The organism is Rhodopila globiformis, assembly GCF_002937115.1.
Lineage (GTDB): Bacteria > Pseudomonadota > Alphaproteobacteria > Acetobacterales > Acetobacteraceae > Rhodopila > Rhodopila globiformis.
Genome location: NZ_NHRY01000269.1, coordinates 97373 through 110528, shown reverse-complemented (window position 1 = coordinate 110528; position 13156 = coordinate 97373). Strand labels below are relative to the sequence as shown.

At 67.6% G+C, this 13156-nt stretch carries 13 protein-coding genes; 6 read left to right on the top strand and 7 right to left on the bottom strand.

The window, feature by feature from the left end; genetic code table 11:
• Positions 1-30 precede the first annotated feature (30 nt).
• Together CCS01_RS30400 and CCS01_RS30395 are read left to right on the top strand one after the other, a co-directional pair.
• Positions 31-3852, top strand: coding sequence for a hypothetical protein (locus CCS01_RS30400; RefSeq protein ID WP_104522676.1), 3822 nt, complete (start codon positions 31-33; stop codon positions 3850-3852).
• A 36-nt stretch (positions 3853-3888) separates the two neighbouring features.
• Positions 3889-4953, top strand: coding sequence for a saccharopine dehydrogenase family protein (locus tag CCS01_RS30395; protein WP_104522674.1), 1065 nt, complete (start codon positions 3889-3891; stop codon positions 4951-4953).
• Positions 4954-5046: 93 nt separating this feature from the next.
• Here the strand turns inward: CCS01_RS30395 and CCS01_RS30390 are convergent, their stop codons facing one another.
• From CCS01_RS30390 to petA, 6 genes are all read right to left on the bottom strand, one after another.
• Complete coding sequence (locus CCS01_RS30390; protein ID WP_104522672.1) at positions 5047-5562, bottom strand: hypothetical protein; 516 nt, start codon at positions 5560-5562, stop codon at positions 5047-5049.
• A 331-nt stretch (positions 5563-5893) separates the two neighbouring features.
• Positions 5894-6745: a DUF364 domain-containing protein gene (locus CCS01_RS30385; RefSeq protein ID WP_104522670.1), complete on the bottom strand. Its 852-nt coding sequence runs from the start codon at positions 6743-6745 to the stop codon at positions 5894-5896.
• 29 nt (positions 6746-6774) lie between these two features.
• Complete coding sequence (locus tag CCS01_RS30380; protein WP_158258693.1) at positions 6775-7311, bottom strand: cytochrome b; 537 nt, start codon at positions 7309-7311, stop codon at positions 6775-6777.
• A 102-nt stretch (positions 7312-7413) separates the two neighbouring features.
• Complete coding sequence (locus CCS01_RS30375; RefSeq protein ID WP_104522666.1) at positions 7414-7815, bottom strand: NifB/NifX family molybdenum-iron cluster-binding protein; 402 nt, start codon at positions 7813-7815, stop codon at positions 7414-7416.
• Positions 7816-7977: 162 nt separating this feature from the next.
• A complete protein-coding gene (locus tag CCS01_RS30370) occupies positions 7978-8460 on the bottom strand; it encodes a methyltransferase family protein (RefSeq protein WP_104522664.1) in 483 nt (160 codons plus the stop codon).
• Between the two features lie 189 nt (positions 8461-8649).
• Positions 8650-9297 carry a ubiquinol-cytochrome c reductase iron-sulfur subunit gene (gene petA, locus CCS01_RS30365; protein WP_104522662.1) on the bottom strand — a complete coding sequence of 216 codons (648 nt, stop codon included), beginning with the start codon at positions 9295-9297 and terminating at the stop codon, positions 8650-8652.
• Between the two features lie 125 nt (positions 9298-9422).
• On the opposite strand from petA, the gene CCS01_RS30360 reads away from it, so the two are divergent.
• From CCS01_RS30360 to CCS01_RS30345, 4 genes are all read left to right on the top strand, one after another.
• On the top strand, positions 9423-10100 hold the full coding sequence (locus tag CCS01_RS30360; protein WP_104522660.1) for a peroxiredoxin: 678 nt from the start codon (positions 9423-9425) through the stop codon (positions 10098-10100).
• Positions 10097-10534 (top strand): ArsR/SmtB family transcription factor, encoded by a 438-nt coding sequence (locus CCS01_RS30355; RefSeq protein ID WP_104522658.1) that lies wholly within the window; start codon positions 10097-10099, stop codon positions 10532-10534. The genes CCS01_RS30360 and CCS01_RS30355 overlap by 4 nt, the downstream gene beginning before the upstream one ends.
• Positions 10535-10714: 180 nt before the next feature.
• Positions 10715-10921, top strand: coding sequence for a TOBE domain-containing protein (locus CCS01_RS30350; protein ID WP_104522656.1), 207 nt, complete (start codon positions 10715-10717; stop codon positions 10919-10921).
• Between the two features lie 513 nt (positions 10922-11434).
• Positions 11435-12364 (top strand): TIGR03560 family F420-dependent LLM class oxidoreductase, encoded by a 930-nt coding sequence (locus tag CCS01_RS30345; RefSeq protein WP_104522654.1) that lies wholly within the window; start codon positions 11435-11437, stop codon positions 12362-12364.
• Positions 12365-12420: 56 nt separating this feature from the next.
• Here CCS01_RS30345 and CCS01_RS30340 read toward each other — a convergent pair whose 3' ends face one another.
• The gene (locus CCS01_RS30340; protein ID WP_104522652.1) at positions 12421-13071 is read right to left on the bottom strand and encodes a dienelactone hydrolase family protein; all 651 of its coding nucleotides are present in this window, start codon (positions 13069-13071) and stop codon (positions 12421-12423) included.
• Positions 13072-13156 lie beyond the last annotated feature (85 nt).

Here is a 13156-nt window from a genome sequence, read left to right as displayed (position 1 = left end):
CGGTCTTGCCAACAGGAGGGGAGGAACCGAATGCCGCTCTACCTCAAGCCCAGGTATATCGATCCGGTCGGTGACCTGGTCCAGGATGGCGTATACTTCGGGCCGCCGATGTTGTTTCGCGAGGTCACCGCCCGTGTTTTCCCGCTGAAGGCGAACATGGCGCGGCTGACGCAGTTCTGCGACGAGTACCTGAACATGGATATTCCGGATTCCATTGTTCATTTCACGCCGGCGCTGCCATACGTCTATTTCGCCGTGCTGAACTATGGCGGCATGTCGATGACGTCCCATCAGGCGCAGAGCCTCGGCTGGGTGGCGCAGCACGAGGTGCTGTTCGCCGTTCCGCTGCAGCGCTGGCAAAGGCAGAACGGCAAGCTGGTGTTCCAGGACTGGGCCAGCGTCTCGCCATTCATCTTCGTCGATGCCCCGATGTCGCTGACCACCGGCCGCGAGGTCTACGGCTGGCCGAAGGCGCTGGCGCGCATCGACGCCGACACGCCGCTGTGGACGACCCATCCGCGCGCGCCGACGCGGCTGTTGCGCATGAGCACGCAAATCCCTGGCGCGGCCCGTGCAGCCGGCGACGACGGGATGCAGGTGCTGGTCGAGGTGGATCGCGCGCCTGCCGCGTCCTATGCGGAATTTCCCGCCGACGTGAACTGTCCATGGTCGGTCACGGCGATTGTTCCCAACATGCTGCGCAGTTCGCTTTCGTTGCTTGGCGATGCCACCGACATCCTGGCCGGGCTGCGCATCCGGGGCTTTCCGCCCGGCCGCAACCTGCTGGCGTTGTTCGATATGAGCGCGAAAGCGACCTCGCTCGCCAACAACATGCTGTCGGGATTGCTGTTGCCGTCGCTCGGCGGCTCCGGCGAGGCGGCGGCCGGCCCGCGCGGCTCGGCCAACGCGGTGGGCGTGAAGACCTACATGGACGTGCCGAAGCTGTTCACCCAGAACATCACCCTGAAGCAGTTCCGCGATCCCGAAAAACCGCATCTGTCCTGCTACACGGCCCTGGTGGATTCCGCCATGGGCGTCGATCGGCTCAACGGCAGCGGCCTGCTGGGGGACTGGGATCTGCTGCGGGCCGATCCCTCCGGCGGATATTCGATTCGTATCCATCGTTATATCGCCCAGCCGATCGTCGAGTCGCTGGGGATCGAGGTGGGGGTCACCGACCTGAACGTTCCCGACGGCACCGTGACAACGCTGAAGCCGAGCTTTCCGTTCTGGATGAACGTTGACCTGTTCTACGGAGCCGGCGAGGTGATCTGTTCCCGCACCAATCAGATGGGACAGTTGACCGAACAGCGGACAGTCAACAAATGGATCGATGACCGCGCGTGGAAGGCCAGTGGCCGCCGCCACCTTCCGGGCAGCGTGGAATGGGAACCGATGCAGGCCGAGGCCGCGGCGGCGGCACGCTTCGGCCGGGCGGGTTTCGCCCAGCAGGCGCCCAACGTGTTCAGCACCGCGCTGGGCGGGGCGACGCAGCCCGTGGCGGGACCGTTCCATTTCCCTGAAATAACGCTTCAGGTCTATCCGCTGCTGGCGGACAGGGAAAGGCTCGATCATCTGATCGAAACGTACTGGAACCGGCCGTTCGCCGGGGCGCCCCAGAGCATGGGAGAGAAGCTCAAACTCGAAACCTGCGGAAGCTATGTCTACATGGTCGTGGCGTCGAACCGCAGCGAGCGCGGGACGAACTGGGCCGGCAGCAACAGTCTCGACTGGTGGCCGCGCTATGAAGTGGCCTTCTGCGTGCCGGTCAAGTGGTACAGGAACGAGGAGCTGATCAGTCTCGGCATCGTCGAGCCGTTCGTCTATGCCGACGGCACCCGTGCGGTCATCACCGATCGCGAGGTCAACGGCCGGAACACCGTGATGGCGACGATCGAAAGTCCGAAGGATGCCTGGATGTCGCCGAAGGGCCCCGCCGCCGATCGGCGATTCCTGCATGTCAAGACCGCGATTTATCCGGATGTCACCACGAATCCCGAGGAACGGCCCCGCACCTTGCTGGAGATCGACGAGCATGACGTGCTGGAGCCCGGCGATGACGAGGGATGGCGCGGCCTGGGGAACAGCTGGGGACGCAAGCTTGTCAACGATCTCAGGCGCAAGGCGCGGCTGGCGTCGAGCCAGCATAAGCACGTGAAGAACGTCAAGGCGCTGGCGCTGGAGCTTCTTGCGCACCGCGTGCCGGTAAACCGCATTACGATGAAGCAGTATCGTGATGCCGACGACATGAACCGCGCCTGCTACCAGGCGGCGGTGCACACGGAACGATCAATCACCCGGATCTATGACATGCGCGAGATCGAGCAGCGTGTCCATGTCCGGGTGCATCGGATACCGGGGCATCCGATCGTCGAGCTGCTCGGCCTCAAGGACAAGAGCGTTGATTCCAGAAATGGCGACGTCATTTTCAATTTGCAGCCGATCCGGCCGTTCTGGATGCATGTTTCGATAAAGGAAGAACTGGGGACGATCATCGGCCGGGCGCTGTGCGCCGTGGAGCCGGACTCCGCGTTTCTGCGCGATGGCGGCCGCCCATCGGCCACTGTCTGGGACATGACGCATCCCTGGTTCAGGCCAACGGGCTGGCCTCCGTCCGAGAGCCACAGGGTCAGGGAACGGCTGGCGCGGGGTCCGTTCTTCTATCCCTCCGGACGAACCTGCGTCGGCCCGGCGCTGGTCGATGACCTGGCGGATGGCAACGGCCAGAATCTGCGGGACCAGGCCGACCGCTGGCTGCGCAAGTCCCTGACCAACGACCTGGCGCTGATGACGCTGGCCGTGGAACATCTGGATCAGCACCACCAGAACGCAGTCGATGCCGAGGTGCGAAAATTCGACGAGCACCTGCACGCTCTGTTCAAGGACCTCCGGGCCGCATCCAGGGAGCAGGCCGCATTCACGGTGTCCCCGTTCCGGGCGTTTTGCGACGCCCTGCCGGTCGATCTCATGGTCGCATTGGCCCGGGCGATCGAGAAAGCTTTCAAGGAGTCACGTTCAGCACCGCTCCAACTGCCGGACTTCCCGCTGCGGGCCGCCCGTGAGGACATGCCGGAGGACGCATTTGCCAGACCCGATGTGGGCGATCTGGACTGGCAGGACAACGACCCCATAACGAAACTGAAATGCCTTGTGGCGTGGGTCATGGAACCCCCGCCGGAACAGGACCTGACCTGGCCGGAATTCGTTTCTGAGGCGACGAAGGAAAGCGTGCAGGAGATCCAGCAGGCGCTGCACGAAATAAACCGTTTCGATGTCAATCGACGGAAATTGCTGGAAATGACCTTGCCGTCCAGCGTGACGGAACCGCTGAACGCCCTGCTGCTGGCGGGCCGAGGCAAGAAGATCAGCTTCCTTGCCCTGCGGCGCCGGCACGACATCGAACAGATCGACGCCGGGCGGCTTCACACGCCGGTCGGAATCGATCCGACCGTCAGGCTCACTGCGATTGCACGAAGGCTGGACGTTATCGTCGACGACTGGATCAACCCCGGCCGGTGGTACCGCCTGTCCCGGGCGGATGCCGCGGCGTCGATGAAGCAGCTGGACGACATCCAGGTCGTCGTCGAGAGCATCCTCAGCGACGAATGGGAAAATTACGGCCCCTATCTGCGTACCAGGCTGCAGCATGATTCAAAGGACCCTCGGGTCATGCACTTCGGCCCGCGCTACCGGGAAAAGCCCGATCACTGCTTCCCCACCGAATCCGTCGGGCCGCTGGGAGCGCCAGGCCATCCCTGGGGCAGGCAACATGGACTCGCGCGCTGGCCCGGCATGGAGCACGACGAATGCGACGCCCCGGTCTTCGTGACCCGCGGGAAGCCGGGGCCGTGACCGCCGGCGGCCGCCGGCGCCCGATCCGCCCCGGCCATGGCTGACCGCCTGCTGATCTATGGCGCCGGCGGCTACACTGGCCGGCTGCTGTCGGCGCGCGCCAGGATGCGCGGGCTCGACCCGATCGTTGCCGGAAGAAACCGCACCCGCATCGAGCCGCTCGCGCAGTCGCTGGGGCTGGCCAGCCGGGTCGTTGCGCTCGACGATCCACGCGCCGTCGACGCCGCCCTGGCGGATGCCGCCGTCGTGGTCAACGCCGCCGGGCCGTTCGAAGCAACGGCGCGCCCGCTTGCCGAGGCGTGCCTGCGCACCGGAACGCACTACCTGGACGTTGCCGGCGAACTCCCGGTCCTGCGCTACCTGGGCAGCCTCGATGCGCATGCGGAACAGGCAGGCATCATGATCATGCCGGGCGCCGGCTTCGTGGTCGCGGCGGCGGATTGCCTGGCCGCGCATGTGGCTGCCCGCCTGCCGGGTGCCCTGTACCTCCGGCTGGGCTTTTCCCGCGGCGACGTCATTTCGCGCGGCAGCTTCACCTCCATGCTCGGCATGGTCAGCGGCTTCGTGCCCGTCCGCCGCAACGGTGTGCTGCGGTCCGTGCCGGCCGGCAGCCTGGAACGGGCATTCGACTTCGGCAGCGGCGCCTCGATCTGCACGGCGATGCCGTGGCCGGACGTGTTCACCGCCTGGTTCACCACCGGGATTCCGAACATCGAAGCCTACCTGGAAGCCGGCATCCTCGGCCGCACGGCCTATCAACTGGTTTCACTGGCCGCGGAACCGCTGCGGCTTCCGCCTGTGCAAAGCCTGCTGGCCCTGGCGGCCAGGGCGTGGCCGGCAGGGCCGTCGGAGACGATGCGGGCGGCCACGCCGAAGGTGATCGTCGCGGAGGCCGAGGATGCCTACCGCCGCGTCGTGCGGGCACGGCTGCATACGCCGAACGTCTATACGTTCACGTACTATTCTGTCGTGGCGATTGCAGAACGTGTTCTCGCCGGCCAGGCGCGCCCCGGTTTCCGGACCCCGGCGGGCGCCTACGGAGCCGATTTCATCCAGGGATTCGACGGCGTGCGGCGGGAGGATCTGATGAGCCACGCATAAGGTCATGTGGACTCGCCGACGCCAGTCGCCGCTCTGTCGTCATGGCCGGGACGAGCCGCATAGGCGCTGACATAACGGCCGTCCCCCGAAGCCTCAGAACAGCCGAAGGATCAGGTGGCCGCCTGATTCGCCCGTCAACGCATCGACCACCGCGCCGGTGTAAACGCCGGGCGGCTGGTCGTCGGGAACCTCGATCCGCAAGGCCGACGGCTGCTGCATGCCGCCGGGGATAAATGTGATCCCGGTCAGTGGATCGCTTTTCCGATCAACGGCATGCAGGGCATGGACAGCAGGCGCGAACGCCCACGGCACCGTCATATAGAGGTCCAGCATGCCCTCGGCCGCACGCTTCGAGACCACTTCGAAGGCAAGATTTCCAGGCGACGGCGTGGCCGCCGCGGATTGTGCAGCCGCCTCCGGCGAGCCGGACGAGGGATAGCTGATGCACGCCACCATGCGCCGTGCAACCGCCGAGGCCAGGTCGATCGCGGCGTTGCCAGCCCCCTGGTACAGCGCAATGAGGCGTTCCAGCGTCGCATCGACCTGCGGCCGCCCCGGCCCGGGTGCAGCGCTGTCGCCACCGGGTGCCGACGAAACCTGCGGCGGCACGACCGTCCACCTGCCAGGATCTGGACTACCCCCGCTGAAAACATATCGCACCCTGGATGCCGGGTGCGAGGCGGTCGATTTTGGACGCCCGGTATTTGCAGCAAAGGACATCGGCAGAATCCCTCACTTCTTGCTCCGGAGAGCCTATGAACAGGACGGTGTCAAATATGCGCCTCAATCGGCAAATAAATCATTTGAAAGCACGCCGGACCGGCCAAGGCTTCGCTACACTTGGTATCCCGCCCGCCAATTTCCACTCGGCCCTGCCGATCGGCTGCTTATGGTTGCGTACAGCGGGCAGACCGCCTGTCCGGGCAACAGCGCGTTACCGTCAGGCCAGGGCCGGCTTCGGGCCGCGCCGGGCCAGCACCACGCGATCGGCCGAGCGGCCGAAGAAATGCGCGCCGGAGCCGCCCTCGGCCAGCACGTCCAGGAACGTCTCCGGCGCGGTGACGCGGATGCCACCGATGACGTCCACCCCGCGGCGCAGCAGCGGCTCGGGCAGCAGCCCGACGGTTGGGCCAACCACCACGACCCGGGCGTCCGGCCTGCACATCCGCAGCAGGTCGTCGAGCGTATTGGTCAGCAGCGTGCTGCCGGTCAGCAGCACCACGTCGCCGCCCGGGATCACGTCCGCGGCATCGGCGGCGGGGCGGTAATGCGGCATTTCCTCGGGCTTCAGCATCGCCGTGCTGAGTTCCAGCACCGTATAGGGCTGGCGCTTCTGCTTCAGCGCCCGCAGGAACGGGATGAAGGCGCCGACAAGCACGACCTGCTCCTCGGGCTGGATCGCGGCGGCATCGAAACCATCGACGTTCACCCGCAGGTCCACCCCCGGATGCGGACGACGCTGCCACAGCACCTCGGCCAGCGCGTTCAGCGTGGCGATGCCAACGGCGCGGGCCAGCAGGTTGGGCGACAGGGCATACTCCAGCAGGTCGGAGGCGGGGCGGCCGCGGAGCGTGCCGGGGAACGGCATCACCTGCTCGCCCATCGGGCAACAGGCTTCGTGCACCGCGGTTTTCGCCGGCGTGTGGCAGGCGCCGGCGGTGCCGCAATCCAGCGACACGCCGGTGAAGTAAAGGCCAACGACGGCGCGCGACACGCGGATGGCATCCAGCTCCGCGCCAAGCGAGTCGCGCACCGCGACGATCGCCTCATGCAGGATCAGGTCATGCGCCATGGCCCAAACTCCTTATGCCTGAGCGGAGACTACACCATTTGCTTCAGGGTCGCGTCCTTCAGCACGAAGTGGTGGAACAGCGCCGCCGCTATGTGCAGGCCGATCAGCGTCAGCACGATCAGCGGCATGGCGCCGCCGTGCAGCACTTTGAAGATGGCATTGACGCCCGGCATGTTGCCGGTCACCGAGGGGATCGTGTAGCCGAAGAAGCTGACCGCATAGCCATGCGTCATCACGCGCAGGAAGCCGGTCACCGGCAGCAGCAGCGTGACCAGCAGCAGCAGCTTCTGCATGCCGACGGCGGCCAGGCGCGCGATGCCCCGGCTGAGCGGCTCGGGCGGCGTCTGGCGGGCCAGCAGGCGAAGCAGCGACAGCCCGAACACCAGCAGGCCGAGCGACATGTGCGCCTTGATCCAGTACAGGGCGGCAGGGGAGTTCTCCGCAGCGCCCTGGTGCAGGAACATGGTGATGAACATCCCGGCCATCAGCACGGCGATGGTCCAGTGGAACGTCCGGGCCAGCAGCGTGTAGCGGGCCGGGGCGGGGACGGAGACAGCAATACTCACGGAAATAATGCTCCGTAGGATGGAACGAGGCCGGCCAGCCGGGGCCGCCGCCAGGATGGTGGCAGCGGGATCACGATGCCCCGGCTTCGCGGCAGGTGGTTGTCAGACGGCTTCGTGTTCCGCGTGGTCGTGGTCGTCCGCGCAGTCGCCACCGCACTTGCAGCCGGCCATCGGCAGCAGCGTGCCGGCGTCGCGGCGCACCAGGAAGTCCTTGATCGCCTCGGCCGGGTCCACCTTGTCGGTGGTGACGGCCAGGATGCCGCGGGCGGCCATCACCTGGGCGAAATGGTTGGCGAAGCCGGCCGAAATCAGCACCTCGCAGCCGTCGATCGGGTGGCTGCCGGCGCCGCCGGTTTCGTGGAACGACTGTTCGGGCGACAGGTCGTGGCGGGCGACCTCGACCGGCTCGGCGCCCGGCTGGACATCATAGACCAGGAAGCGGCGGGCGCGGCCGGCATGGCCGGTGACGACTCGGAAGTTCTGGCTGGTGACAGCGATTTTCATGGCGGAGGCAAGTCCTCGGGATGGGCGCGCCGGTGTGGCGACGATGTATTGCGATATATCGTGCGTTACGTTGTATCAGGTTTGCCGCGAACTGCAAGCCAATCGTGCGGTCCGGCGCCTGGTGTATCCCCCGGACTGCCGCCGCGCCTCCGGACGGAAGCGTCAGCGCCGCAGGCGCAGCCAGCGCGGGGTGCGCTGGGCGTAAGCCGTCCAGGCGGCGCCAAAGCGGGCGGCCAGGTGGGCCTCCTCGCGCCGGATCGCCAGACGCGACACCAGCCACGCGGTGACGATGGCCATCGGCACGAACCACAGGACGTTGAACGCAATCCCGGCGCCGGCGATCAGCAGCGTGTTGCCGAGGTAGATCGGGTTGCGCGACAGGGCGAACGGCCCTGTGGTCACCAGCGCCGTGGCGGCACGGTGCGGCTGGATGTTGGCGCGATGCCGGTGCATCACCGCCATGGCCGACACGTCGAGCGCGACGCCGATAACCATCGTGGCGGCGCCGAGCCAGCGCAGGGCCGGCGGCAGCGTCAGGCCGGGCGGAAAGACGTGTTGCAGCACCACCGCCACACAGGCGACGCCGGCGAAGATCATCGGCGGCCAGGGAATGCGGTTGGGCCGCTCGTACCAGCGGCCGGTCATGCGCGGCCCCCGGTCGCCGCGCGGCGGCGGGGCGGGTTCGGTTCTCGCAGTGATCGCATACCGTGGCTCCGGCGCGCTGCATGCGACAAGGACGGTTGCCTGCAGCGCCGACGCAGGGCGCCGCCGGTCAGTGGCCGGCCGATCCCCGGCGTCCGCCGCGACGTGCGACGAACGCAGGGAGGCACGGCCCTAGATCTGGACGACGCTGCCCAGCTCGAAATCGACGTTCGGCGGATTCTCGCCGATGCGCACGGTCTCGTCGGCGACGAAGTGGTACGGCGGCACCGGCAGGTTGTACGGCGCCGGCACGGCCTGGAAGACCCGGCCGGCCAGGTCATACTTGGAACCGTGGCAATGGCAGAAATAGCCGCCCGGCCAGTTCTCGATCGGCTCGGCCGGGTCCGGCTTCGACACCAGGCTGGGCACGCAGCCGAGATGGGTGCAGATCGCCACCAGCACGGCGAATTCCTCCTTGACGCTGCGGTGCCAGTTCATCGCGTAGGAGGGCTGCTGGTGGACCTGGGAATTCGCGTCCCGCAGCCGGGCGAGCTGCACCGGATCCTGCAACCGCGCCAGCGCAGCCTTGCTGCGGCGCATGAGGAAGATCGGGGTGCCGCGCCACATCACGATGATCTGCTGGCCCTCCTGGATCTTGCTGAGATCGACGTCGATCGGCACGCCGGCAGCCAGCGTGTCCTTGGACGGGTTCATGCTGTCGATGAACGGCCAGGCGACGGCGCCGATACCGATCGCGGCACCGGCCAGCGCCGTCAGACCAAGGATGTCGCGGCGGGAGGAGTCGATCGCGGACTGGATGGGCGGGGCGGCTGCGGACATGGCAGGACCTTTCAGGCTGGAGGACGCAAAAATTCTGGCGGACGGCGTTGCGGCCGCGGCTCACTTAACGATATATCTTATCATATAGTGTATAACATCCGGTCAGGCAATGGCAGGAGTTGCCGATGAGCGCAGGGACCGATCCGGCCAGCAGCATCCCCGCAGCCGCGCTTCCGGCCGCGCTGCCGCGCCTGAACGAGCCGGCCATCCCATTCCGTGTCCGTACCACCCATGGCGAGCGCAGCCTGGCCGACTATCGTGGCCGCTGGCTGCTGCTGTTCGCGCATCCGGCCGACTTCACCCCGGTCTGCACCTCGGAATTCATCGCGCTGGCGAAGCTGCACGACCGGTTCCAGGCGCTGGGCTGCGACCTGCTGGGCCTGTCGGTGGACAGCCTGTTCGCCCACCTGGCCTGGGTACGCAGCATCCGCGAGTCGTTCGGCATCGAAATCCCCTTTGCCATCGCCGAGGACCCGTCGATGGCTGTCGCCGCCGCCTATGGCATGATCCACCCCGCCGACGCCAGTACCGCAACGGTGCGGGCGACATTTCTGATCGACCCGGCCGGTATCCTGCGCCTGCTGACCTATTACCCGACCGCCATCGGCCGCAGCGCGCCGGAGATGCTGCGCACGGTGGCGGCGCTGCAGCAGGCCGATGCCGCCGGCCTGTCCACGCCCGGCGACTGGCAACCCGGGCAGGACGCGTTGCTGCCCCCGCCTCTTACCGTCGCCGAGGCGGATGCCCGCGCCCGCGACGGCGCGCCCGCCTGGTACTACCAGTCCCGCCCGGTGGCGCCATGAGCCGCCCAAGGGGGAGCCATCCGGGAGAAGCATGCGACCCGTGGGCGGCGGCCGCGCTGTTCCGCGCCCTGGCGCATCCGATGCGCGTGCGCATTCTGTGCCGCCTGCTTGAGGGCGAGGTCTCGGTCGCCGGGCTGGAAACCGAACTCGGACTGCGGCAGCCAAGCCTGTCGCAGCAGCTTGGGCAGTTGCGCGACGCCGGCATCGTGGCCACGCGCCGGGAGGCGAAGTCGGTATACTACAGCCTGGCGGACAAGCGGGTGCGCATCCTTATTGAAGCGTTGCGCGCGGCCGCGCCCGCCGCACGGACCGGATTCGCCGTGCCCGTCACCGCGGCGAAGCCCCGGCCGCCCGCGCCGCGCCCGGCGGCCGCCCGCGCCGGCAGCGCCGAGTGCGGCGTCTTCGCCGTCGTCGGGCGGTCAACGCGCGATTGAATGCCAGGCCAGCCGGGCTACGGATGGCTCAGTCCATGCCGGCGGACGGAACCGCGGCAAGCCACCGGCAACCTTCCGCACGCCGTACGTTTCGTCTGGACACATGCCGGTTCGCGCGCCAACACTGGGCCGCGTCGGACCGGACCCGCGCCGGTCAGCAACACCGATAGGAGCCTTCACATGAAACTGTCCGCTCGCAACCAGATCGCCGGCACCATCAAGACCGTGAAGCCAGGCGCCACGACGACCCATGTGACCATCGAGGTCTCGCCGACGGTCACCATCACCGCCTCGATCACCAACGAAGCCGCCGAGGAACTGCAACTGAAGGTCGGCCAGACCGCGACGGCCGTCATAAAGGCCTCGGACGTGATGGTCGGCGTCTGATCGCGCTCGACATCCCGGTCCGGTGCCGTCCGCAGTCCGGACACTTGCCGCCGTAGCGGCGGGCGCGCTGGCACAGCATCGCGGCCACGATCTGCGACCGGGAAACAGCAGGCGGCCGGTCGGCGTGGGTACTGACGCCGTCGTCACGGGTTGGAGTGCGCTTTCGGCCCGCCCGGCCGCGGTGTGCAGTGCGGTCGCGCGGCCGCCTGCGCGGCGCTGGCCGGGGCGATCGGGCGCCCTGCCCCGGTCATGCGCCTTCATGAACACGCCCGGTTGCCATCAGGCCACGGCGTCATATATTGCTGAACATAGCGATGTTGGCGCAACAAGCCGGCCTTGCCAAGCGGAAATACTGCCGATAGCGGCCGGCGCCGCCGGTTGCGGTCCGGACCGTGGCAGCGTTACCATCCGGCCCGGCACGGGCTTCGAGGATCCAACTGGCAGGCGCGGCTGATCCTGCCGTCCGATCCGGCGTTCCAGGCAGGCAGACTTGCTGAACGAAGGAGGCGGCTGATGAAATTCGGTATCCACAATCCATCCTGGATCTTCGGTTCTGATCCGGCGGAGGCCTTCGAAGGCGCCAGGGCCAAGGCGCAATGGGCGGAAAACCACGGCTTTACCTGGTTCTCGGTGATGGACCACCTGATCCAGATCCCGCCGGTCGGCGCGGCGGACGAGCCCTTCATCGAGGGCTGGACGGCGCTGTCCGCCCTGGCGGCGGTGACAAGCCGCATCCGCCTGGCGACGCTCGCCACCTCGGTGGCCTATCGCAATCCGGCGCACCTGGCCAAGATCGCCGCCGGCATCGACCTGATCAGCCGGGGGCGGCTGACGCTGGGCATCGGCGCCGGCTGGTTCGAAACCGAATACCGCCAGTATGGCTGGGATTTCCCCACCCGCCCGGCGGTACGCATCCGGCAGATGGAGGAAGCCGTGCGGCTGATCCTGGCGCTGTGGTCCAACCCGCGGACGGATTTCCGCGGCACGTATTTCCACGCCGAGGCGGCGATCCTGGAGCCGAAGCCGGTGCAGAAGCCGCACCCGCCGATCATGATCGCCGGCGGGGGCGAGCAACTGACCTTGCGCGCCGTGGCCCGCCTGGGCGACGCCTGCAACGTGTTCGGCGATCCGGCGGAAGCGGGCCGGAAGTTCGCCATCCTGCGGCAGCACTGCGAGGCGGAAGGGCGGAACTACGACACGATCGAGAAAACCTGCCTAGTCAGCCTGTTGCTGGCCCGTGACGACGCGGCTCTGGCGGCGAAGCGCGCCCGGCTGGCCGCGGGCAGCCCGTTCCGCGGCGTCGCCGCCACGCCGTCTGAAGTCACCGAGCTGGTGGGCCGCTACCATGATGCCGGGGCACAGCTGCTGATCAGCAGCGCATACCGGAACGATGCGGAGACGCACGAACTGCTGGCGTCTGACGTCATGCCGCATTTCGCGTAGCGCGATTGGCGCCAACATGGCGGATAAGAAACGGCAACCTCCGGCGCCGGCTGACGTCACCGTCCCGGCCCCGCTTCAGCCAGGTAGCGGCGGAGCCAGTCCCGCGCCGAATTCGCAACCATCTCCAGCGCGCCCGGTTCCTCGAACAGGTGCGTCGCGCCCGGAATGACTTCCAGCCGGCAATGGCACTTCATCCGGCGCATCGCCTGCTGGTTCAGGTCCAGCACGGCCGGATCCGCCCCGCCGACGATCAGCAGTGTCGGCGCGCTGACCTTGGCAAGGGCCTCGCCCGCCAGGTCCGGACGGCCGCCGCGGCTGACGACGGCCCGCACGTCCCGCCGCCCGGCCGCCGCCACCAGGGCCGCGGCACCGCCCGTGCTGGCGCCGAACAGGCCGATCGGCAGGCCGCGCGTGGCGGGGAATGCGCCGGCCCACGCCACGGCCGCGTTCAGCCGATCGGCGAGCAGCGGGATGTCGAAGACGTTGTTTCGTTGCGCGGCTTCGTGCTCGGTCAACAGGTCGAACAGCAGCGTCGCCAGCCCAGCCTGCTGCAGCACCCCGGCGACCATGGTGTTGCGCGGGCTGAGCCGGGAACTGCCGCTGCCGTGGGCGAACAACACGATCCCCTTCGGATCGGGCGGCAGGCCAAGCAGGCCTTCGTTCCCGTGTGGCGGCAGTATCACCGAGGTGGTGTGGCGCTGCGGCATTGTCGTGACCCTCGATTCTGATCGTGCCAATCCTGATCCCGCGAAACCTTGGCCCGCGGGCGGCGGCCGGCAAGGCTGATGGCCA

What these genes read in the sequence shown, in the direction of transcription:
- CCS01_RS30400 (WP_104522676.1), top strand. Translation starts at nt 31, where the DNA reads ATGCCGCTCTACCTCAAGCCCAGGTATATCGATCCGGTCGGTGACCTG.
- CCS01_RS30395 (WP_104522674.1), top strand. Translation starts at nt 3,889, where the DNA reads ATGGCTGACCGCCTGCTGATCTATGGCGCCGGCGGCTACACTGGCCGG.
- CCS01_RS30385 (WP_104522670.1), bottom strand. Translation starts at nt 6,745, where the DNA reads ATGGCGCATGACCTGATCCTGCATGAGGCGATCGTCGCGGTGCGCGAC.
- CCS01_RS30375 (WP_104522666.1), bottom strand. Translation starts at nt 7,815, where the DNA reads ATGAAAATCGCTGTCACCAGCCAGAACTTCCGAGTCGTCACCGGCCAT.
- CCS01_RS30370 (WP_104522664.1), bottom strand. Translation starts at nt 8,460, where the DNA reads ATGACCGGCCGCTGGTACGAGCGGCCCAACCGCATTCCCTGGCCGCCG.
- petA (WP_104522662.1), bottom strand. Translation starts at nt 9,297, where the DNA reads ATGTCCGCAGCCGCCCCGCCCATCCAGTCCGCGATCGACTCCTCCCGC.
- CCS01_RS30360 (WP_104522660.1), top strand. Translation starts at nt 9,423, where the DNA reads ATGAGCGCAGGGACCGATCCGGCCAGCAGCATCCCCGCAGCCGCGCTT.
- CCS01_RS30355 (WP_104522658.1), top strand. Translation starts at nt 10,097, where the DNA reads ATGAGCCGCCCAAGGGGGAGCCATCCGGGAGAAGCATGCGACCCGTGG.
- CCS01_RS30350 (WP_104522656.1), top strand. Translation starts at nt 10,715, where the DNA reads ATGAAACTGTCCGCTCGCAACCAGATCGCCGGCACCATCAAGACCGTG.
- CCS01_RS30345 (WP_104522654.1), top strand. Translation starts at nt 11,435, where the DNA reads ATGAAATTCGGTATCCACAATCCATCCTGGATCTTCGGTTCTGATCCG.
- CCS01_RS30340 (WP_104522652.1), bottom strand. Translation starts at nt 13,071, where the DNA reads ATGCCGCAGCGCCACACCACCTCGGTGATACTGCCGCCACACGGGAAC.